The following is a 21,565-nucleotide window of genomic DNA, read 5'->3' as shown; positions in this document are numbered from 1 at the left end:
GGCGACACGCCGAAAATGGCGAGTGTTCTTATGATGCAGACCCAGCTTCCGTGTCCTCGGCATCAAGGAGGTCGCAGGAACGCAGGAACGCAAGGACGCAAGGACGCAAGGACGCAAGGACGCAGCGGAATTTTAGAGGACGTCCACGCCGTCCAGGCGCAGCTGCACCGGGTCGTCGCTGCGCTTGGCTGCGGCTGATGCCTTGACGGCCCGCATGACCGCCGTGGCGTCCGCGGCCTGGGCGTAGGGGATGAACAGCAGGGTCCGGACCTCCTCGCCGGAATCCCGCGCCGCAGAATCCCGCGGCGGCGTGCGGCCGGCCCCCGCGGCCGCCGGCAGGATGAGGGGCGCGGGCCCGGCCGTCCGGAGGACGGTTCCCTGCGCCGCCAGCCGCTGCTGGATGGCCTCCGTGAAATGTCCGACGGCGGTCCTGCCGCCGGTGACGGAGGCTACCCGCACGGCGGGCGGCAGCTGCAGCTCCTGCCGCAGTGCCAGTTCCCGGCTGGCGTACCCGGCCGGATCCCACCGCAGCAGGGCACCAACCCCGGCGGCGTCGTCGGCGGTAATGACCACCAGGCCGCCGTCGGGTGCCGGCCGCACCAGGGCCGCCGCGTTGAACCAGCGGCGGACTGCGTCCTCCCCCGCCCTCAGGTTTTCCCGGCGCAGCAGCGAGTCGCCGTCGAGCAGCAGGGCCGCGGCGTACCCGCCGGTGGCGACCGGCTCGGCACCGACGGTGGCAACCACGAGGGCTTTCGTCTCCGGAACGGTGGCCTTGATCTGGTCTCCGGAGGAGGTGATGACCGGTTTTCCCGGAAACGCCCGGCCCAGCTCCTCCGCCGTGCGCAGGGCTCCCGTGGCGCCACGCCGGAGCCTGGCACCGTTGCACGTGCCGCACCGCCATGCCGGGGCCGGGGACGAGCACCAGCGGCATTGCGGCACGGCGCTGCTCCCGCCCGGGCCGGCAATCGCCAGGGGCCCGCTGCAGGCGGTGCAGCGCGCCGGTTCCCGGCAGGTTTCGCACACCAGCGAGGGAGCGTAGCCGGCGCGGGCCACCTGGACCAGGACCGGACCGCGTTCCAGGCCCTCCTTGGCGGCCCGCCAGGCCGCCGCGGGGAGGCGGGCGACGCGGGCAAGCGGGTCATGTTCGAGTTCATAGCTGTCGGCCGTGTTCAGGACGCGCGGGACCGTCCGGCGGAGGACGGTCCGCTCCGCTTCCACGGCCTGGGCCCAGCCGGAGGCGACCAGCCGCTCCGTTTCGGTGCTGCGTGAATGGGCCGCGAGCAGGCACGCGGCCCCCTCCTGGCCCGCGCGGAGCAGGAGGACTTCGCGGGAGTGCGCGTACGGGGAGCGCTGCTCGATGTGGAGGTCGTCGCCGTCGTCCCAGCAGACCACGAGCCCGAGGTTCGGCACCGGCGCGTAGGCCGCGGACCGTGTGCCCACGGCGACCCCGGCCGCGCCGCTGAGGACGCGCAGGAAACTGCGGTAGCGCGGCGTCTGGCCGTCGTCCGCGGTGAGCCGGGCGACGTCGCCGGCAGGGAGGAGTTCCAGCAAGGCAGACTCCACGCGGTCGAGGTCCCGGTAGTCGGGCACCACAACGACGGCGCCGCGGCCGGAGATCCGGACCGCGGCCACCGCTTCCGCGATCATCCGCGGCCAGCCGCCGTGCCCGTACCCCTGGAGGGCGGTCAGCACGGCCCGGGGCGACTCCCCCGCGGCGAGGTGGGCGAGGAACGCCGGACCGTTGCGGTACGTGGCCCAGACGCTGCCAGCGGCCGGGGACGGAAGCGACACGTCGGTCGCAAGACCGAACATCTCAGTACCGAAAAGCGCGGGGTCGAGCCGGCCGTCCGGGGCGAATTCCCTTTCGAGTTTGGCCATGCGGGGCGGCACGGCAACGCGCAGGACGTCGCTGACCGTTCCGGCGTAACGCGAGGCGATCCGGCCGGCGAGCTCGGCCACCGCAGGGGTCAGGACTGGGACGGGAGAGAGCACTTTGTGCAGCGGCACGAGGGGGTGTCCGGCGTCGGACCCGGCCGTGCGCTCCAGCAGGTATCCGGCCAGCTCCTGCCCGTTGAACTTGACCTTGACCCGGACGCCGGGCACGGCCTCGGCGTCGAGGGCGGCAGGCACGCTGTAATCGAAGGGCCGGTCCAGGTGTGGCAGCGAGGATTCGATCAGCACCCGCGCCACCGGCAGCTGCGCAGCAAGGGCGGGTCCGGAGGCTTCCGCGGCGGAGGCGGGAAAGCCCTGGAGAAGGGACAGCTGCTGGGGTTCGCCGGGCGCGCCGCCGGCAGGACTGGGACTCACGGCTCGCACCTCCCTCGGGATCGTTCGACAAATGCACTGTTTTCCCAAATGCACTGTTTTCCCAAATGCACTGTAGCCAGGCCACTGGAGAGTGGCCTGGCTACAGTGCATCACACAGGACTGACAAAAACGCGCCGACGAGTCGGGCTCAAACGTCGTGGCCTAAACTCAGGCGTTGAAGAACGCCTTCAGCTCGTCCACCCGGTCCAGGCGTTCCCAGGTGAAGTCCGGGTCTTCGCGGCCGAAGTGCCCGTGGGCGGCGGTCTTGGTGTAGATCGGGCGCTTGAGGTCGAGGGCGTCGATGATGGCCCGGGGGCGCAGGTCGAAGATCTCGGCGATCGCGGCGCTGATCCGTGCCGGGTCCACGGTTTCGGTTCCGAACGTCTCAACGTAGGTTCCCACCGGGCGGGCCTGTCCGATCGCGTAGGCGATCTGGATTTCGGCGCGCTTGGCGAGGCCGGCGGCCACCACGTTCTTGGCGACCCAGCGCATGGCATAGGCGGCCGAGCGGTCCACCTTCGACGGGTCCTTGCCGGAGAACGCGCCGCCACCGTGGCGGGCCATGCCGCCGTAGGTGTCGACGATGATCTTGCGGCCGGTGAGGCCGGCGTCGCCCACGGGGCCGCCAATGACAAAGGCGCCCGCGGGATTCAGGATGTTGCGGGTCCGTGAGGTGTCCAGGTTGGACAGCGCCATGACCGGTCCCACCACATGCTCGGCGAGGTCGGCCCGGAGCCGGTCCAGGCTGGTGCCTTCGGCGTGCTGGCTGGAGATGACGACAGTCTCGACCGAGACCGGACGGTCGACGTCGTAGCCCACCGTGACCTGGGTCTTGCCGTCCGGGCGCAGGTAGGCGAGTTCGCCGTTCTTGCGGACCTCGGTCAGGCGCTCGGAGAGCCGGTGGGCGAGCCAGATCGGCACGGGCATGTAGGACGGCGTCTCGTCACTGGCGTAGCCGAACATGAGTCCCTGGTCGCCGGCGCCCTGGAGGTCGTAGTCGTCCTCCTGGCGTCCCTCGCGGGCTTCGAGCGAGTTGAACACGCCGCCGGCGATGTCGTTGGACTGCTGGCCGATGGATACCGAGACGCCGCACCGGGCGCCGTCGAAGCCGTTGGCCGAAGAATCGTACCCGATGCCCAGGATGGTCTCCCGGACAATCTGCGGGATCTCGACGTAGGCGTCCGTGGTGACCTCGCCGGCGACGTGGACCAGCCCGGTGGTGGCCAGCGTCTCCACGGCAACCCGGGACTCGGGGTCTTTGTCGAGCAGGGCGTCAAGGATCGCATCGCTGATCTGATCACAGATCTTGTCGGGGTGGCCCTCCGTCACCGACTCGGACGTGAAGAGCCGGAGCGCGGCGGGCGTGGACCCGTGGAAGGCGGGGATGTGCAGCGGTAAAGTCACTCAACTACCTTACTGGTTGGAAATCGGACGTCCGGCGGCGTGTGTCCCCATGCTAAGGAGATGTTGGTTACGCCGGGCTACGCCGGCGGTACAGCCCGGCTCAGCTCGGCGCTGATCCGGTCGATCACGGCGGCGGCGACGTCGGATTTGGAACCCGACGCCTCTTGGGGTTCGGAGCCGTCGCGGGAAAGGATGACTACGGAGTTCGTGTCTTCGCCAAAGACCATGTCCCGGCCCACCTGGTTGACGACCAGCAGGTCACAGGCCTTCCGGCGCAGCTTGTCCCGGGCATACTCGAGGACGTCGCCCCCGGCGTCGCCGGTCTCGGCGGCAAAGCCGACGATCAGCTGATCCCGGGACGCGGCGTCGCGGACCTCGACGATTTCCCGCAGGATGTCGGGGTTGCGCACCAGGTTGATCACCGGATCGGCGACGTCGTCGCGCTTCTTGATCTTGGTCCCGGAGACGTCCGCCGGGCGGAAGTCCGCGACGGCGGCGGCCATGATGACGACGTCGGAGTCGGCGGCCGCATGCAGCGCCGCCTTCCGCAGTTCCAGGGCAGTCTCGACCTGGACGACCTCGACGCCGGCGGGCGCCGGGACCTCCATGTGGGCGGCCAGCAGGCGGACGCGGGCGCCGGCTTCGAGGGCGGCTGCGGCCAGAGCCACGCCCTGCTTGCCCGAGGAGCGGTTGCCGAGGAACCGCACGGGGTCCAGCGGTTCCCGGGTGCCGCCGGCGCTGATGGTCACAGTGAGCCCGGCCAACGGCGGCACCACCGGCTGTGCCGCTGACGGACCTGCGGCCAGGACCGCGTTCACGTCCTGCTCCGCGGCAGGGTCGGCCAGTGCCCCTGCCGCAGCAACAGATGCCCCGGCAAGAGCCAGTGCGGCGGTGAAGATCGCCTCGGGCTCGGGCAACCGGCCGGGACCGGAGTCGGCGCCGGTCAGGCGGCCAATCGCGGGTTCCAGCACGGTGACGCCGCGGCTGCGCAGGGTTTCGACGTTGGCTTCGGTGGCGGGGTGCTGCCACATTTCGGTGTGCATGGCCGGGGCCATGAGCACCGGGCAGTCGCCGGCCATCAGCAGGGTGTTGGTGAGGAGGTCATCGGCCTGTCCGGTGGCCGCGCGGGCCAGGAGATCGGCCGTGGCGGGGGCCACGACGATCAGTTCGGCGTCGTGGCCGAGCCGGACATGGTTGACCGTGTGGACGGCGTCGAACACGCTGTTGCTCACCGGGTGCCCGGACAAGGCCTCCCACGTGGCGACGCCGACGAAGCGGGTGGCCGCCTCGGTGGGGATGACCGTGACGTCATGCCCGGCTTCAGTAAAAAGCCGGAGGAGCGATGCCACCTTGTAGGCGGCAATCCCTCCCCCGACTCCGAGGACTATGCGCACGTGATCTCCGTCAACAGGCAGTCTGTTTACTTGGCTCTTCCCGCGGAGGGAATTACTCTGTGGCTTCGATCGGCGTGGAGACGAGCTTGCCTTCGTTGATCTCGCGCAGCGCGATCGACAGGGACTTCTCGTTCAGCTTGGTGTCGACCAGCGGACCCACGTACTCAAACAGGCCCTCGTGCAGCTGGGCGTAGTACGCGTTGATCTGGCGTGCGCGCTTGGCACCAAAAATCACCAGTCCGTACTTCGAGTCGGCGGCCTTCAGCAGCTCGTCGATCGGCGGGTTGATGATTCCTTCAAGGTTCGTGGACACGAATTCTCCAAATTCTAACGGGCTGATGGCTTCCCGCGGCTAGCGCGGGTGGGGGGTCAGCCCCATGAGTGAAACAAGCTCGTCCGCTGCCCGGCGAACGTCGTCATTAATAACGGTGTGGTCGAACTCCGGTTCAGCAGCAAGCTCTACTTTACCGGTTTCCAGCCGCCGCTGCTGTTCCTCGGCACTTTCCGTGCCGCGGCCCACAAGCCGGCGCACCAATTCGTCCCAGCTGGGCGGCGCAAGGAACACGAACTGCGCATCCGGAACGGCCTGCCGTACTTGGCGTGCTCCCTGCAGATCGATTTCCAGCAGCACCGGCCGACCCTCGGCGATGGCCTGGTTGACCGTGCTCTTCAGGGTGCCATAGGTGTTCTGCCCATGCACCACGGCCCATTCGAGCAATTCGCCTGCAGCCACCAGGGACTCGAACTCTTCCTTCGACTTGAAGTAGTAGTGCACTCCGTCGATTTCCCCGGGCCGCGGAGCCCGGGTGGTAGCCGAAACGGACAGCCACACCTCGGGATAGTTATCGCGGATATAGGTGGACACGGTGCCTTTGCCAACAGCCGTCGGGCCGGCGAGGACTGTCAGTCCCGGTTTCTTGGTCACATATTCCTTTGGGCGGTGGTGGCAGCTCGGCGGACCGGGCTATTTGTCGTCAATAAAATCTACCAGCGCGCGGCGCTGGTGGATTCCCAGGCCGCGGACCCGCCGGGATTGCGCGATGCCAAGCTGGTCCATGATGGCCGCCGCCCGGACCCGGCCGATCCCGGGCAGGGCTTCGAGCAGCTCCACGATTCTCATGCGGGCAATGGCGTCGTCGGTTTCGGCGGCGCTGATGACGTTGGCGATGCTTAGTTCTCCCGTTTTGAGGCGCTCCTTTGCCTCGGCCCTGGTGGCCCTTGCGGCAGCGGCCTTGCGGAGGGCGTCGGAACGCTCCTGCGGAGTGAGGGGTCTCAAACTCACTGGAAGTCCTCCCTGCATGGCGGGACGGGGCACTCATGCCCTTGCCCCGAACCTACAGTCTGGCGGCGGCAGAAATCAATGGAAATCTGCTTGCCCCGGTACGGGAAAACTCAGGACGGGAAAACTCAGAACGGGAAAACTCAGTCCCCGAACGGGACAGCCCGCGGCCCGGGTCCGGCAGCGCCGGTCCCGGGCCGGCTGGGCGGCTGCCGCTAGGCGGCGAGGAGTTCGTCGAGGGTGCGCCGTGCGGCATCGCGGAGGGACTGCAGCTGCGGTCCGGCGCCGAGGATGTCCCGGCTCGAGGTGCCCAGAACCTGGGGGTAGGCCGCACCGAAGGTACGGCGCAGGTCCGCGGCCGTGGCGCCCTGCGCACCCAGCCCCGGGGCAAGGATGGGCCCGCGGACCGCCGCCAGGTCGAGATCCAGTGTGGTGAGGGCGGAGCCCACCGTGGCGCCGACCACGAGGCCCACTGAACCGAGGGAACCGTCATAGCGGCGGTTCTCCGCCGCGGCCGCTTCCGTGATCCGCCGCGCGACGGAGTCCGCCCCGCCGACGTGCTGGACCGAGGCACCTTCCGGGTTCGAGGTCAGCGCGAGGACGAACACGCCGCGCCCGGTCTCGGCCGCCAGGTCCAGGGCGGGCCGCAGTGACTCAAAGCCCAGGTACGGGCTCAGCGTGACCGAGTCCGCTGCCAGGGGTGAGCCGTCCCGCAGCCAGGCGTCGGCGTAGGCGGCCATGGTGGAGCCGATGTCGCCGCGTTTGGCGTCGGCAATGCTCAGCACGGACGCTTCCGCCGCCGCGGCAAGGGTGCGTTCGAGCACGGCGATTCCAGCCGAACCGTGCCGCTCGTACAGGGCCACCTGCGGCTTCACCGCGGCAGCGAGGGAGGCCACGGCCTCCAGGACGGTCAGCGAGAAGCGTTCCAGCCCGGCGGCGTCGTCAGTCAGGCCCCAGCGCTGCAGGAGTGCCGGGTGCGGGTCGATGCCGACGCACAGCGGGCCCCGGTCCGCCATGGCCCGCCCCAGCCGGGAGCCGAAGGACTCCCGGCTTGCCGTTTTGGCGGTGGGGGCCTCAGGCATCCTGCAGGGCCTTCAGGTTCGCGGCGTGCTCCTGCAGGCTCGTGACGGACCATTCGTAGGTGCGCAGCGCCTCGATCGCCTGGACGGCGGCGTTGAACTCGGCCACGGTGGTGATGCACGGGATGCCGATCGACGTCGCGGCGGCACGCAGTTCGTAGCCGTCGCTGCGGGCCTCGCCGCCGGAGGGGGTGTTGAAGACCATGTCGATCTCGCCGGCGATGATGAGGTCCGCGATGGTGCCTTCGCCCTCGGCGCTGGAGCCCTCGGCGACCTTCCGGACCGGGGTGGCCTGGATGCCGTTGCGGCGCAGCACGTCGGCCGTGCCGCCGGTGGAGACGATCTCGAAGCCGAGGTCCGAGAGCCGCTTGACGCCCATGATGACCGAGCGCTTGTCCCGGTTCGCCACCGACACGAAGATCTTGCCCTCGGTGGGCAGCGCGTTGTTGGCGGCCGCCTGGCTCTTGGCGAAGGCCGTGTCGAAGTGCTTGTCGATGCCCATGACCTCGCCCGTGGAGCGCATTTCCGGGCCGAGCAGGGAGTCGACCACCTTGCCCTCGGGGGTGCGGAAGCGGCTGAACGGCAGGACGGCTTCCTTGACCGAGACCGGGGCGTCCAGCGGCAGGGAGGAGCCGTCGCCGCTCTCCGGCAGCATCTTGTAGGCGCTGCGGAGCTGGTTAATGGTGACGCCGGTGCCGATCAGGGCCGCGGCCTTCGCCATCTGGACACCGGTGGCCTTGGAGACGAACGGCACGGTGCGTGAGGCGCGGGGGTTGGCTTCGAGGACGTAGAGCACGTCGGAGGCCAGGGCGAACTGGATGTTGATCAGGCCGCGGACGCCCACGCCCTCGGCGATCGCCAGGGTGGCAGTCCGGACCCGTTCCAGCACGTTGCCGCCCAGGGTAATGGGCGGCAGCACGCAGGCCGAGTCGCCGGAGTGGATGCCGGCCTCCTCGATGTGTTCCATGATGCCGCCGAGGTACATCTCCGTGCCGTCGTAGAGGGCGTCGACGTCGATCTCGACGGCGTCCTCGAGGAAGCGGTCGATCAGCACCGGGTGGTCCGGGGTGATTTCGGTGGCGTTGGCGATGTAGCGGGAGAGGTTGGGCTCGTCGTAGACGATCTCCATGCCGCGTCCGCCGAGGACGTAGGACGGGCGGACCAGGACCGGGTAGCCGATCTCGTCGGCGATCTTCTTGGCGTCCTCGAAGGACACTGCGGTGCCGTTCTTCGGCGAGACGAGCCCGGCCTTGTCAAGTACGCGGGAGAAGGCGCCGCGGTGTTCGGCGAGGTCGATCGCCTCCGGCGAGGTGCCGAGGATCGGCACGCCGGCGTCGGCGAGCTGCTGGGCCAGTTTCAGCGGGGTCTGGCCGCCGAGCTGGACGAAGACGCCCATGACGCCGCCGGTGCGCTCCTCGGCCGCGATGACCTCGAGCACGTCCTCCAGGGTGAGCGGCTCGAAGTAGAGCCGGGTGGAGACGTCGTAGTCCGTGGAGACAGTTTCCGGGTTGCAGTTGACCATGACGGTCTCGTAGCCGGCCTTGCGCAGCGCCATCGAGGCGTGGACGCAGGAGTAGTCGAATTCGATGCCCTGGCCGATCCGGTTGGGGCCGGAACCGAGGATGATGATGGACGGCTTGGCGTGCAGCGCGACCTCGTCCTCCTCGTCATAGGAGGAGTAGTGGTACGGGGTGTAGGCGGCGAACTCGGCCGCGCAGGTGTCCACGGTCTTGTAGACGGGACGGATGCCGAGGGCCTGCCGGACGCCGCGGACGACGTCCTCGGAGTTGTGGGTCAGGGCACCGATCTGCTCGTCGGAGAAGCCGTGGCGCTTGGCGCGTGTCAGCATCTCCGGAGTCAGTGCCGCGGCCTGCCGGATTTCGAGGGAGATCTCGTTCAGCAGCTGGAGCTGGTCCAGGTACCAGGGGTCGATCTTGGTGGCCTCGAAGAGCTGTTCCACGGTGGCGCCGCCGAGCAGGGCGCGCTGGACCTGGTGCAGGCGGTCGGTGGTGGGACGCTTGGCCTTCTCGATCAGCTCAGCAACTTCCCATTCCGGGACGTGGCTGAAGTCCAGCTGGGAGCCCTTCTGCTCCAGGGAGCGCAGGGCCTTCTGCAGCGCCTCGGTGAAGTTCCGGCCCATGGCCATGGCCTCGCCCACCGATTTCATGGTGGTGGTCAGGGTGGGGTCCGCCGCCGGGAACTTCTCGAAGGCGAAGCGCGGGACCTTCACCACCACGTAGTCCAGGGTCGGTTCGAAGGACGCCGGGGTCTTCTGGGTGATGTCGTTCGGGATCTCGTCCAGGGTGTAGCCGAGGGACAGCTTGGTGGCGATCTTGGCGATCGCGAAGCCGGTGGCCTTGGAGGCGAGGGCGGAGGAGCGGGAGACGCGCGGGTTCATTTCGATCACGACGACGCGGCCGGTGTCCGGTTCGACGGCGAACTGGATGTTGCAGCCGCCGGTGTCGACGCCGACCTCGCGGATGACGGCGATCGAGATGTCGCGCAGCCGCTGGTATTCGCGGTCGGTCAGGGTCAGTGCGGGGGCGACGGTGATGGAGTCGCCGGTGTGCACGCCGACCGGGTCGAAGTTCTCAATGGAGCAGACCACCACGACGTTGTCGTTCTTGTCCCGCATCATCTCGAGCTCGTATTCCTTCCACCCGAGGATGCTCTCCTCGAGCAGCACCTCGGACGTGGGGCTGTACTGCAGGCCCTGGCCGACGATCCGGCGCAGGTCGCCCTCGTCGTAGGCCAGCCCGGAGCCGAGGCCGCCCATGGTGAAGGAGGGCCGGACGACCATCGGGTAGCCGAGGTCCCCGGCTGCGGCGAGTGCCTCGTCCATGGTGTGGATGATGTGGCTGCGGGCCGACTCGGCGCCGCAGCGCTCCACGACGCCCTTGAACTTCTCGCGGTCCTCGCCGAGCTCGATCGCGGCAATGTTGGCGCCGATCAGCTCAACGTTGTACTTCTCCAGGACGCCGTTCTTGTCCAGGGCGATGGCCGTGTTGAGGGCCGTCTGGCCGCCAAGGGTCGGCAGTAGCGCGTCGGGGCGCTCCTTCGCGATGATCTTCTCCACCACTTCGGGGGTGATCGGCTCGATGTAAGTGGCGTCCGCGAACTCGGGGTCCGTCATGATCGTGGCCGGGTTGGAGTTGACGAGGATGACCCGCAGGCCTTCCTCCTTGAGGACGCGCAGTGCCTGGGTGCCGGAGTAATCGAATTCGGCCGCCTGGCCGATCACGATCGGGCCGGACCCGATGACCATGACGCTCTTGAGGTCAGTTCTCTTGGGCATTACTTCTTGTCCTCAGTCTTGGAATCGGTGGCAGTTTTTGTGCCTGTCTCTGTCTTTGAAGAAGCGTCCGCCATCAGCTCGATGAAGCGGTCGAAGAGGTAGGCGGCGTCGTGCGGGCCGGCGGCAGCTTCGGGGTGGTACTGCACGGAGAAGGCCGGGATGTCGAGGCAGGCGAGGCCTTCGACGACGTCGTCGTTGAGGCTCACGTGGCTGACCTCGACCCGGCCGAAGCGTTCCTCGGGGGCCTGGGTGGCGCCGTTGAGCGGGGCGTCGACGGCGAACCCGTGGTTCTGCGAGGTGATTTCGACCTTGCCGGTGCGGCGGTCCATCACCGGCTGGTTGAGGCCGCGGTGGCCGTAGCGCAGCTTGTAGGTGCCGAATCCGAGGGCGCGGCCCAGGATCTGGTTGCCGAAGCAGATGCCGAAGTACGGGATCTTCTCATCGAGCACGGAGCGCAGCAGCGCCACCTGGTTGTCCGCGGTGGCCGGGTCGCCGGGGCCGTTGGACATGAAGAAGCCGTCGGGGTTGACGGCCTGGACGTCGGCGAGGGTTGCCGTGGCGGGCAGCACGTGCACCCGGACACCGCGCTCGGCGAAGCGGACCGGGGTCATGCGCTTGATGCCCAAGTCGATGGCGGCAATGCTGAACCGCGGCTCGCCGTCCCAGCCGAAGTCCTTGGGCTCCACCGTGTACGCGGCGTCCACGCTGACTTCCTCGGCGAGGCGTGAGCCTTCCATCGGCGCGCTGGCCAGGACGGCGTCGAGAAGTTCCTTGTCCGTGGCGCGGGCGGCGTCGCCGGAAAAGATGCCGGCGCGCATGGTCTTGTGTTCGCGCAGGTGGCGGGTGATGGCGCGGGTGTCGACGCCCTGGATGCCGACGATCCCCTGCTCGACGAGCTCGTCATCCAGGGAACGTTCGGAACGCCAGTTGGAGGGCCGGCGCGCGGCGTCGCGGACGATGTAGCCGGCCACCCAGATGCGGCGGGACTCGGCGTCGTCGGTGTTGACGCCCGTGTTTCCAATGTGCGGCGCGGTCTGGACCACGAGCTGGCGCGCGTAGGAGGGGTCGGTGATGGTCTCCTGGTAGCCGGTCATGCCGGTCGCGAAGACCGCCTCGCCGAGCGCCGTTCCGGTGGCGCMGTAGCTGGTGCCGCGGAAAAACCGGCCGTCCTCGAGTACGAGGACTGCGGGGGTGGATGCTGCTGCAGCGGGTGCAGTGGGGTTTGCTGTCACTTTGGGGTCCGTCACGTTGTTACTTTCCACTATCGGCTTCTGCCTGAGGGGCTGCGGAGATCAAATCTTGGAGGGTGCTGAGGAGCACGGCCTTGTCCTCGGCACGGCGGGTCCGGTAGCCGGTGTCCAGCTCGTGGGAGCCGAGCATCCAGCTGAGCACCAGCAGGCCGTCTTTCTCGACGAACTTTCCGGCCATGCCGCTTTCCTGCCGCACACCGGTGAGGCGTCCGGCCGGGATGAACACCGGGCCGGCGCCTGAGCGCTCGAACAGGACGCCTTCGGGGTGCACGCTGAGCTTGGCGTTGGTGCGGACGCCCAGGTTGTGCACGGCGATCCGGTCCAGCCAGTCGCCGGCGGTGGTGGATGCGACGTACTGGCCGTCGGCGGCGGCCAGCGGGGCGCCAAGCCCGGCGGGAACCTCGGGGAGGGGCTCGACGTCGGACTGGCGGCGCAGGCGGTTGCGCCAGCCGACGGCGATGAGGGTAAGCGCGACGCCGATCAGGACGAGGGTGAAGAGCAGGGAAAGGTCCTTGACCGTCATGGGCGGAGGCCCGCCGGTCCGGCGTCGACGGCGTCGACCGGCCACCGGTACGGGGTGTTGAGTTTTCCGTCGAGAACGGTCGGGTGGCCCTTGAAGAACGTCGCCACTACCTTCCCTGGCAGTTCCCGGCCGGCAAACGGAGAGTTACGGCCCATGGTTGCCATCTTAGAAGGGTCCACGGTCCAGCGCGCAGCCGCGTCCACGAGTATGACGTTGGCGGGCTCACCGGCCTCGAGCGGGCGGCCCTGGTCCCGGACCCGGCCGATGGCGGCCGGCGCCGTGGAGGTCACGCGGGCAAAGTCTTCCCAGCCCATCAGGCCGGTTTCGATCATGGTGTGCTGCACCACGGACAGCGCGGTTTCCAGCCCGGTCATGCCCATGGCCGCCTGCGCCCACTCGCATTCCTTGTGTTCGCTCGGGTGCGGGGCGTGGTCGGTGCCGACGACGTCGATCGTGCCGTCGGCCAGGGCGGCGCGGAGGGCCTGGACATCGGCGTCGGTGCGCAGCGGCGGGTTGACCTTGTAGACCGGGTCGTAGCTGCGGGCGAGCTCATCGGTGAGCCAGAGGTGGTGCGGGGTGACCTCGGCCGTGACGTTGACGCCGCGGGACTTGGCCCAGCGGATGATCTCCACGGACCCTGCCGTGGAGACGTGGCAAACGTGCAGGCGGGAGCCGACGTGCTGGGCCAGCAGCACGTCCCGGGCGATGATGCTCTCTTCGGCGACGGCCGGCCAGCCGGCCAGGCCCAGGACGGCGGAGACCTCGCCCTCGTTCATCTGGGCGCCGGCGGTGAGGCGGGGTTCCTGGGCGTGCTGGGCCACGACGCCGTCGAACGCCTTGACGTATTCGAGTGCGCGGCGCATCAGCACCGGATCGTGCACGCAGATGCCGTCGTCGGAGAACACCCGCACGTGCGCGCGGGAGTCGGCCATGGCGCCGAGTTCGGCGAGCTGCTCCCCCGCGAGTCCCACGGTCACGGCGCCCACCGGGCGGACGTCCACCCAGCCGGCGGTCCGGCCCAGGGTGAGGACTTGTTCGACGACGCCGGCGGTGTCCGCCACCGGGGTGCTGTTGGCCATCGCATGGACTGCCGTGTAGCCGCCCAGCGCGGCGGCGCGGGTGCCGGTTTCAACGGTTTCGGCGTCTTCGCGGCCGGGTTCGCGCAGATGGGTGTGGATGTCCACCATGCCCGGGAGCGCAATGAGGCCTGCGGCGTCAATTACCGTTGCGTCCCTCACCCCGGCGCTGTCGGCGTCCAACTGCCGGCCGCGGGCGGCGATCACGCCGTCCCGGATCAGCAGGTCCTCGGCTGCCCCGCCCAGGATCGCGGCGCCTCGGATGAGGTAGGCGCCGCTGTTGTCTGCGTGCTGTTGCTGTTCGGCCATCAGTGGCTCTCCTGGTGGGAATAAGTGAGGTTCGGATTGGCGGCGGGGGAGGTTGCGGCAGATACAGATACAGGTGCGGCGGCCGGTTCGCGGTTCTCCCCGGAAAGCAGCAGGTACAGCGCCGCCATGCGGATCGAGACGCCGTTGCGGACCTGCGCCAGCACGGTGGAGCGGGGCGAGTCGGCCGCGGCCGCGGAGATCTCCAGGCCGCGGTTCATCGGACCCGGGTGCATGATGATGGTGTCCTTGAGCCCGAGGCTGTCCAGGGCCCGGAGCCGGTTGTCGTCGAAGCCCCAGCGGCGCGAGTACTCGCGGGTGGTCGGGAAGAAGGACGCATTCATCCGTTCGCCCTGGACCCGGAGCATCATCATGGCGTCCACTCCCTGCGCGAGCGTCTCGTCGAGGTCGAAGCTGACGGCGCACGGCCATTTTTCGACGCCGATGGGCAGCAGCGTGGGCGGCGCGACGAGCGTGACCTCGGCGCCGAGGGTGCGCAGCAGCCAGACGTTGGAGCGGGCCACCCGGGAGTGCAGCACGTCGCCGGCGATGGCGACGCGCATGCCTGTGAGGTCCGCCCCGGCCGACGGCGTGCCGGCGAGCTTCGACCAGTGCCGGCGCATGGTGAACGCGTCCAGCAGCGCCTGGGTGGGGTGTTCGTGGGTGCCGTCGCCGGCGTTGATGACGGCGGCGTCGATCCAGTCGGTCGCAGCGAGCCGGTGCGGGGCGCCGGAGGCCCAGTGCCGGATAACCACCGCGTCGGCGCCCATCGCGGCGAGGGTCTGGGCGGTGTCCTTGAGTGACTCGCCCTTTGAGACGGAGGAGCCCTTCGCGGCGAAGTTGATGACGTCGGCGGAGAGCCGCTTGGCGGCGGCTTCGAAGGAGATCCGGGTGCGGGTGGAGTCCTCGAAGAACAGGTTGACCACGGTGCGCCCGCGCAGGGCGGGGAGCTTTTTGACTTCGCGCTCCCCCACGGCCGACATTTCCTCGGCGGTGTCCAGGATGCGGATGGCGTCATGCAGGCTCAGGTCTTCGGTGGAGAGCAGGTGCCTCATGCGGTGGCCTCGATGACCACTTCATTGATGGGGGCGCCGTCCACAGAGTCGGTTTCCTCGAGGCGGACGCGGACCTTCTCGGACGAGGACGTGGGCAGGTTCTTGCCGACGTGGTCCGCGCGGATGGGCAGTTCCCGGTGGCCGCGGTCGATCAGCACGGCCAGGCGGACAATCCGCGGGCGGCCGAGGTCGATGATGGCATCGAGGGCTGCCCTGATGGTGCGTCCGGAGTAAAGGACGTCGTCGATCAGCACAACAACTTTGTTGTCGATCCCGGTCCGCGGGAGCTGGGTGGGGTACGGCGGCCTGGTGGGCTGGTGCGAGAGGTCATCGCGGAACATGGTGACATCGAGCTGGCCGACTATCGCGGCGGCGTCCACGGTGGGGTCGGCGGCAGCGATCTTGGCGGCGAGGCGGACGGCCAGGGGATAGCCCCGGCGCGGGATGCCCAGCAGGACGAGGTCCTGGGAGCCCTTGTTGGCCTCGAGAATTTCATGGGCGATACGAGTGAGGGCGCGGTCGATGTCAGCCTGGTTGAGGACAACCCGGGTGAGCATCACCTTCGCCGGACCCGGTGCTGAGGGCACAGAAGTCAAAGCTCGTCTCCCCTTTCCCCGCCTCACGGGACGGAATTAAAAAAGGATTATTTGCTCTTTCAAATTACCACAGCGGGGCTGACGCCCCGTCGCCGCCGGAATGCGTTTAACCTCACACGGACATAGGCTCGGTTCCATGACGACGAACGAGCCGCGCCACCGGCATGACCACCCCGGCGCCTCCGGTGAGCGGCCGCTGCCCCAGCAGGCCAACCCGACGTGGCTGGGGCACGTCCAGCCGGCGGATTACCAGAGGGCCCCTGCCAACAGCCGCGGCCAGTTCGAGCCGGCATTCCCTCCCGCCCTTCCGGCGGTCGCGGGCGGCCGCCGTTCCGCCGGCGTTCTTGGCCTCGTGCTGGCCGGCGGATTCCTCGCGTTCATCAGCCTCTTCCTGGTCCTGCCCTTCCTCCTGGAAAGGACCGGAATCTCGGGCTTTGTCATTGGCTTCATCGCCTCCCTGATTCCGCTGGGCACCGTGTTGCTGACGGTGCGCTTCATCGACCGCTGGGAGCCTGAGCCCAAGCCGCTGCTGCTTTTCGCCTTTGCCTGGGGAGCTGTCGTCTCGATAGCGGTGACGATGCTGATCCAGCCCTATTTTTCATTGGTGGCGGGACCTGCCTCGGGACTGGACTATACGACGTTCGCGGTGACGGTCCAGGCGCCGGTGGTCGAGGAATTCGCCAAGTCCCTGGGGCTGCTGGTGCTCCTGCTCTTCGCCCCGAGGCACTTCAACGGACCGGTGGACGGCGTGGTGTTCGCCTTCACCATCGCGGCAGGCTTCGCGTTCACCGAGAACATCCTTTACTTCGGCCGCGCCATCGCCGAATCGTCCGACCCCGGCACGGACCTCGCGGTGGTGTTCTTCCTCCGCGGGGTCATGTCCCCCTTCGCCCACGCAATCTTCACGGGAACCACCGGCCTGATCATGGGCCTCGCCGCGACCCGCGGGCGGACCGGCCTGTCCGTGCTGGCGTTCGTCGTCGGCCTCGTCCCCGCGATGCTGCTGCACAGCGGCTGGAACAGCATGGGCCAGGACTTCCTGGCCCAGTATCTGCTGGTGCAGGTGCCGATCTTCGTGCTGGCGGTCCTGGTCATCGTGCTGCTGCGGGTGGCGGAGCGCAGGCTCACCCGCCAGCGGCTTATGGAATACGCGGCCGCGGGCTGGTTCACCACGGCCGAGGTGGAAATGCTGGCCACCGCCGCGGGCCGCCGTTCTGCGCTGCGCTGGGCAAAGTCCGTCGGGCGGGGCGCACAGATGAGGTCTTTGCTCGATGCAGCCACCCAGCTTGCCTTCACCCGGCAACGGATTCTCAGCGGCCGGGACGTGCCGGCGCACCAACGCGATGAGCAGCACCAGCTCGCCGAGATCGCCGCGCTCCGGGCCGCCGCCGTCGGCTAACGAAAGAACCCCGCCCAGGATGTCCTGGGCGGGGTTCTTTGCGGTGCGGGGTCTCAGGCCAGCAGCGAAGGCTTCAGCTGCTGCAACCGGCCCAGCAGGCCGTTGATGAACGACGGCGACTCGTCCGTGGAGAGCGTCTTGGCCAGGGCCACAGCTTCGCTGACTGCCACGCCGTCCGGGACGTCGTCGTTGTAGAGCAGTTCCCAGGTGCCGATCCGCAGGATGATGCGGTCCACGGAGGGCATGCGCTCCAGGGTCCAGCCCTGCGAATAGGTCTCGAGGAACTCGTCGATGGCCACCTGGTGCGACACCACGCCTTCGACAATTTCGAGGGTGTACGGGTTGACGATCTGGTCGGTCTGCTCGCGGCGGGACTTCAGGACGTCGAACGCCGAGGCAGAGCGCTGCTCGGCCTCAAAAAGCACATCGAGGGCCCGGTTCCGGGCCTTACCGCGCGCACTCACTAGTCGTTGACCCGGCCGAGGTAGCTGCCGTCGCGGGTGTCGACCTTGACCTTGGTGTTGTTCTCGACGAACAGCGGCACCTGGATCTCGTACCCGGTTTCGAGGGTGGCAGGCTTGGTGCCGGCCGAGGAGCGGTCGCCCTGCAGGCCCGGCTCGGTGTAGGTGATCTCGAGGACGACGCTCGGGGGCAGCTCGATGTAGAGCGGGTTGCCCTCGTGGATGGCGATGTTGACCATCTGGTTTTCGAGCATGAAGTTGGTGGCGTCGCCGACGGTGGCGGCCGAGACGGTGAGCTGGTCGAAGTCCGAGGTGTCCATGAAGACGAAGTCGGCGCCGTCCTGGTACAGGTACTGGTAGTCGCGGCGGTCCACGGTGGCGGTCTCAATCTTCAGTCCGGCATTGAAGGTCTTGTCGACGACCTTGCCGGACATCACGTTGCGCATCTTGGTGCGCACGAACGCGCCACCCTTGCCGGGCTTGACGTGCTGGAACTCGATGATGTTCCAAAGCTGGCCCTCAAGCTTAAGGACGGTTCCGTTCTTGATGTCGTTAGTGGTTGCCACTGTATCCTCTTAGTTTCTCTCTGGTTCCATCGGGCCGGTGCTATCGGCCAGACGTTCTATGCCGGGCCGGCATGCCAAGCGGCCCGCCAACGCGTATTTGTCAAAAATCCAAGATCTATTCTACCGGTTCCCGCGGACAGCTGGCTGACGGGGGCTCAGGACTGCTGTTCCAGCACGTCCCGCGCGCGCTGCAGCGCCACCGTGGACGCGTAGATCAGGGCCGCATCGGCGGACCCGGCCACGCGCAAATCCAGCGCCTTGGCGAAGGATTCGACGGCGGCGCCAACGTTCCCGCCGGCGAAGTAGGACCGGCCGAGGTGCTGGCGGACGGCCGCCTCCTCCAGGGTGCCCTGGGTCTCGGCGAGGAGCTGGCGGAACACCTCAACGGCCCGGTCGAACCGGTTCGAAACCCGGAGCACGTCCGCTTCGAAGATCCGCAGCCGGAGCGAGCCGGGGTCCTTGTAGCGCGCCTCGGCGAGGAGCTCGGCGGCTTCGCCCGCGTGCCCTTCGACGAGCCGGACCAGGATCCGGTCCCCGGGGTCGGTGGAGGCCGCCAACGCCTCGGCCAGGACCTCGTCATTGACGATCTGGGGCATCAGGGACTGCGGGTTGATCCGGACCCCGGGCAATCCCGCGTCCGGCCACTCGCTGGTGCCGCCCTTGATCATGTTCATCAGGAGGCAATCTCCTGGTAGGCGGCAAACAGCAGTGACGTGTCCGGGACGTCGAGGATGCCGGGCCTGCCGACGCCGTCGAGCACCACGAAACGCAGCAGGTCACCGCGGGACTTTTTGTCCCGCCGCATGCCGTCCAGGAGGGCCTGCCAGCGGTCGCGGCGGTACGTGATGGGAAGCCCCAGGCTTTCGAGGATGCTGCGGTGCCTGTCGGCGTCGGCGTCGCTGAGCCGGCCCACGCTGCGGGCGAGTTCGGCGGCGAACATCATGCCCACGGAGACGGCGGCGCCGTGGCGCCAGGAGTAGCGCTCGGCGAGTTCGATCGCGTGGCCCAGGGTGTGGCCGTAGTTCAGGAACTCGCGCCGGCCGGTTTCCTTCAGGTCCTCGGAGACTACCCGGGCCTTAACACTGATGGCTCGTTCAATCAGTTCCCGCAACAGGTCCGAGCGGGGATCGGAGACCGCGGACGGGTCCTTTTCGATCAGGTCCAGGATGGCCGGGTCGGCGATGAAGCCGCATTTGATGACCTCAGCCATGCCGGAGATGATCTCGTTCTTCGGCAGCGTCTCCAGCGTGTCGAGGTCCGCGAGGACGCCGGCGGGCGGGTGGAACGCGCCCACCAGGTTCTTGCCCTCGGCGGTGTTGATGCCGGTCTTGCCGCCGACCGAGGCGTCAACCATGCCCAGCAGGCTCGTGGGCATGTGGATGACCTTGACGCCGCGCAGCCAGGTCGCGGCGACAAAGCCGGCCAGGTCCGTCACGGCGCCCCCACCGACGGCGACGACGGCGTCGGAGCGGGTGAAGTCGTTCTGGCCCAGCACCTGCCAGCAGAAGGAGGCGACCTCGATGTGCTTGCCCTCTTCGGCGTCGGGGATTTCTGCGGTCAGTGCGGTGAAACCGGCGGCGGCCAGCTCTTCCCGGACGGTGTCCCCGGTAAGCCGAAGCGCCCGGGGGTGGATGACCAGGACGCGCTTGACGCGTTCACCCAGCAGGCCCGGCAGGCTTGCCAGGAGGCCACGGCCCACTACGACGTCGTAGTTCTCACCCGGCGTTTGTCCGGTGACTTTGATGACGGTTGATTCGGTACTCACTATTCAACTTCCTTTGTCGCCGCCGGGGTAGGCACGGCCGCGGTCTTCGACACGGTGTGCTCCCCCAGCGCATCTTCCAGCCGGTGGGCCAGCTCCGGCACGCTGCCGGTCCGGACATCGAGGACGAGGTCGGCGAGACGTTCGTAGACCGGCCGCCGGGTGGCGAACAAGGTCCGCCACCGGCCCATGGCGTCGCCGGCCAGGAGCGGCCGGCCCGAATTTCTGGCGATGCGTTCCGCCACAGTCTGGGCGTCGCACTCAAGGTAAACAACGGTACAGCGGCCCAGGAGCTGCTGCGTACCGGAGTCAAGGACAGCGCCGCCGCCGAGCGAGATGACGGTGGTGCTCCCCAGGGCTTCCTCAATGGCCTGCGCCACGGCCCGCGCCTCAAGCTCACGGAAGGCGTGCTCGCCCCGGCTGGCGAAGATCTCGGCGATCGTCCCGTGCTGGGCCACCACGAGGGCGTCGGTGTCCACGAAGGCGCACCCCAGGTGCTGCGCGAGCTGCTGTCCGATCGCCGATTTGCCCACGGCCATCGGTCCGATCAGCACCACCGGGCCAATGTGCGTTGCCGCGGCGGAGAGCCCGCCGGTGTTCCCGGCCGGCACTAGTGGCCGATCGAGTCCAGGGACGCCGGAATGCTGTCCAGGTAACCCTTGATGTTGCGGGCGGTCTCCTGTACGGAGTCACCGCCGAATTTTTCGGTGACGGCTTCGGCGATCACGAGGGCCACCATGGCCTCGGCGACGACGCCGGCGGCGGGGACGGCACAGACGTCGGAGCGCTGGTGGTGGGCCTTGGCCGCCTCCCCCGTGCTGACGTCGACCGTCTTGAGCGCGCGGGGCACGGTGGCGATCGGCTTCATGGCGGCACGGACGCGCAGGACATCGCCGATGCTCATGCCGCCCTCGATCCCGCCCGCGCGGTTTGATGTGCGGATGATCTTGCCGTCCGCGTCCTTGACGATCTCGTCGTGGGCGGCCGAGCCGCGGCGCGCCGCGGTACGGAAGCCGTCGCCGACCTCAACGCCCTTGATGGCCTGGATGCCCATCAGTGCCGCAGCCAGGCGCGAGTCGAGTCGCCGGTCCCAGTGGACGTAGCTGCCCAGTCCCGGCGGGAGCCCGTAGACAAGCACTTCCACGACGCCGCCGAGGGTTTCGCCTTCCTTGTGCGCGACGTCGACCTCGGCCACCATGGCGTCCGAGGTTTCGCGGTCGAAGCAGCGCAGCGGATCGGCGTCCAGGGCGATCACGTTGCCCGGGACCGGCAGCGGCCGGCCTTCCGGCACGGCAACGCTGGCGATGGACACGGTGTGGGAGACGAGTTCGATTCCGAGCTGCTTGAGGAACGCCGCGGCGACCGTGCCGAGCGCCACCCTCGTGGCCGTCTCGCGGGCGCTGGCGCGCTCCAGGACCGGGCGGGCCTCGTCGAAGCCGTATTTCTGCATTCCGGTGAAGTCGGCGTGGCCGGGCCGGGGCCGTGTCAGTGGGGCGTTCCGGGCCTGGTCGGCCAGGATTTCCGGCTCCACGGGATCGGAGGACATGATCTGTTCCCATTTGGGCCATTCGGTGTTGCCGACCTGGACGGCGACAGGGCCGCCCTGGGTCAGGCCGTGGCGGACTCCGCCGAGGATCGTGACCACGTCCTGCTCGAATTTCATCCGGGCGCCGCGGCCGTAGCCGAGCCGCCGGCGGGCCAGGGCCTCGCTGATGTGGGCGCTGGTGAGTTCCACACCGGCGGGCACGCCTTCAATTATTCCGACCAGTGCCGGGCCATGGGATTCTCCGGCAGTCAACCAACGCAACATACA

At 68.5% G+C, this 21,565-nt stretch carries 20 protein-coding genes; 1 reads left to right on the top strand and 19 read right to left on the bottom strand.

The window, feature by feature from the left end:
• Positions 1–132: 132 nt before the first annotated feature.
• The 13 genes from AC1DR1_RS19075 to pyrR all read right to left on the bottom strand — a co-directional run bounded on the left by AC1DR1_RS19075 (position 133) and on the right by pyrR (position 15,564).
• Positions 133–2,307 (bottom strand): primosomal protein N', encoded by a 2,175-nt coding sequence (locus AC1DR1_RS19075; RefSeq protein ID WP_229994563.1) that lies wholly within the window; start codon positions 2,305–2,307, stop codon positions 133–135.
• A gap of 168 nt (positions 2,308–2,475) precedes the next feature.
• Positions 2,476–3,711, bottom strand: coding sequence for a methionine adenosyltransferase (gene metK / locus AC1DR1_RS19070; RefSeq protein ID WP_229994564.1), 1,236 nt, complete (start codon positions 3,709–3,711; stop codon positions 2,476–2,478).
• Between the two features lie 77 nt (positions 3,712–3,788).
• On the bottom strand, positions 3,789–5,105 hold the full coding sequence (locus AC1DR1_RS19065; protein ID WP_476966320.1) for a bifunctional phosphopantothenoylcysteine decarboxylase/phosphopantothenate synthase: 1,317 nt from the start codon (positions 5,103–5,105) through the stop codon (positions 3,789–3,791).
• A 52-nt stretch (positions 5,106–5,157) separates the two neighbouring features.
• On the bottom strand, positions 5,158–5,418 hold the full coding sequence (rpoZ, locus tag AC1DR1_RS19060; RefSeq protein WP_229994566.1) for a DNA-directed RNA polymerase subunit omega: 261 nt from the start codon (positions 5,416–5,418) through the stop codon (positions 5,158–5,160).
• Between the two features lie 39 nt (positions 5,419–5,457).
• Positions 5,458–6,030 carry a guanylate kinase gene (gene gmk / locus AC1DR1_RS19055; protein WP_229994567.1) on the bottom strand — a complete coding sequence of 191 codons (573 nt, stop codon included), beginning with the start codon at positions 6,028–6,030 and terminating at the stop codon, positions 5,458–5,460.
• A 39-nt stretch (positions 6,031–6,069) separates the two neighbouring features.
• Positions 6,070–6,387 (bottom strand): integration host factor, actinobacterial type, encoded by a 318-nt coding sequence (gene mihF / locus AC1DR1_RS19050; RefSeq protein ID WP_229994568.1) that lies wholly within the window; start codon positions 6,385–6,387, stop codon positions 6,070–6,072.
• 212 nt (positions 6,388–6,599) lie between these two features.
• Positions 6,600–7,466, bottom strand: coding sequence for an orotidine-5'-phosphate decarboxylase (gene pyrF / locus AC1DR1_RS19045; RefSeq protein ID WP_229994569.1), 867 nt, complete (start codon positions 7,464–7,466; stop codon positions 6,600–6,602).
• Positions 7,459–10,758, bottom strand: a complete 3,300-nt coding sequence (gene carB, locus AC1DR1_RS19040; RefSeq protein WP_090581086.1) for a carbamoyl-phosphate synthase large subunit — start codon at positions 10,756–10,758, stop codon at positions 7,459–7,461. The genes pyrF and carB overlap by 8 nt, the downstream gene beginning before the upstream one ends.
• Positions 10,758–11,990, bottom strand: coding sequence for a glutamine-hydrolyzing carbamoyl-phosphate synthase small subunit (carA, locus tag AC1DR1_RS19035; RefSeq protein ID WP_476993089.1), 1,233 nt, complete (start codon positions 11,988–11,990; stop codon positions 10,758–10,760). Before carA ends, carB begins: the two co-directional genes overlap by 1 nt.
• 19 nt (positions 11,991–12,009) lie before the next feature.
• Complete coding sequence (locus tag AC1DR1_RS19030) at positions 12,010–12,531, bottom strand: PH-like domain-containing protein (RefSeq protein ID WP_229994570.1); 522 nt, start codon at positions 12,529–12,531, stop codon at positions 12,010–12,012.
• A complete protein-coding gene (locus tag AC1DR1_RS19025; protein ID WP_476966322.1) occupies positions 12,528–13,916 on the bottom strand; it encodes a dihydroorotase in 1,389 nt (462 codons plus the stop codon). The genes AC1DR1_RS19030 and AC1DR1_RS19025 overlap by 4 nt, the downstream gene beginning before the upstream one ends.
• The gene (locus tag AC1DR1_RS19020) at positions 13,916–14,968 is read right to left on the bottom strand and encodes an aspartate carbamoyltransferase catalytic subunit (protein ID WP_229994572.1); all 1,053 of its coding nucleotides are present in this window, start codon (positions 14,966–14,968) and stop codon (positions 13,916–13,918) included. Before AC1DR1_RS19020 ends, AC1DR1_RS19025 begins: the two co-directional genes overlap by 1 nt.
• Entirely contained in the window at positions 14,965–15,564 is a 600-nt protein-coding gene (gene pyrR, locus AC1DR1_RS19015; RefSeq protein ID WP_290369379.1) for a bifunctional pyr operon transcriptional regulator/uracil phosphoribosyltransferase PyrR, read from the bottom strand. Before pyrR ends, AC1DR1_RS19020 begins: the two co-directional genes overlap by 4 nt.
• Before the next feature lie 136 nt (positions 15,565–15,700).
• On the opposite strand from pyrR, the gene AC1DR1_RS19010 reads away from it, so the two are divergent.
• A complete protein-coding gene (locus tag AC1DR1_RS19010; protein WP_476993086.1) occupies positions 15,701–16,963 on the top strand; it encodes a PrsW family intramembrane metalloprotease in 1,263 nt (420 codons plus the stop codon).
• Positions 16,964–17,016: 53 nt separating this feature from the next.
• On the opposite strand, the gene nusB is transcribed toward AC1DR1_RS19010, so the two are convergent.
• The 6 genes from nusB to aroC form a co-directional block, all read right to left on the bottom strand.
• Positions 17,017–17,427 (bottom strand): transcription antitermination factor NusB, encoded by a 411-nt coding sequence (nusB, locus tag AC1DR1_RS19005; RefSeq protein ID WP_018773145.1) that lies wholly within the window; start codon positions 17,425–17,427, stop codon positions 17,017–17,019.
• Complete coding sequence (gene efp, locus AC1DR1_RS19000) at positions 17,427–17,990, bottom strand: elongation factor P (protein ID WP_018773146.1); 564 nt, start codon at positions 17,988–17,990, stop codon at positions 17,427–17,429. Before efp ends, nusB begins: the two co-directional genes overlap by 1 nt.
• 155 nt (positions 17,991–18,145) lie before the next feature.
• Positions 18,146–18,664, bottom strand: a complete 519-nt coding sequence (locus AC1DR1_RS18995) for a tetratricopeptide repeat protein (protein ID WP_229994574.1) — start codon at positions 18,662–18,664, stop codon at positions 18,146–18,148.
• Positions 18,664–19,755 (bottom strand): 3-dehydroquinate synthase, encoded by a 1,092-nt coding sequence (aroB, locus tag AC1DR1_RS18990; RefSeq protein WP_229994575.1) that lies wholly within the window; start codon positions 19,753–19,755, stop codon positions 18,664–18,666. Before aroB ends, AC1DR1_RS18995 begins: the two co-directional genes overlap by 1 nt.
• Entirely contained in the window at positions 19,755–20,363 is a 609-nt protein-coding gene (locus tag AC1DR1_RS18985; protein WP_290369380.1) for a shikimate kinase, read from the bottom strand. The genes aroB and AC1DR1_RS18985 overlap by 1 nt, the downstream gene beginning before the upstream one ends.
• On the bottom strand, positions 20,363–21,562 hold the full coding sequence (aroC, locus tag AC1DR1_RS18980) for a chorismate synthase (protein ID WP_229994576.1): 1,200 nt from the start codon (positions 21,560–21,562) through the stop codon (positions 20,363–20,365). The genes AC1DR1_RS18985 and aroC overlap by 1 nt, the downstream gene beginning before the upstream one ends.
• Positions 21,563–21,565: the final 3 nt, after the last annotated feature.

The organism is Arthrobacter sp. P4_F10 (assembly GCF_056401435.1).
Note: the sequence above shows the minus strand (reverse complement) of the source record. Positions and strands in the feature narration are given on the sequence as shown.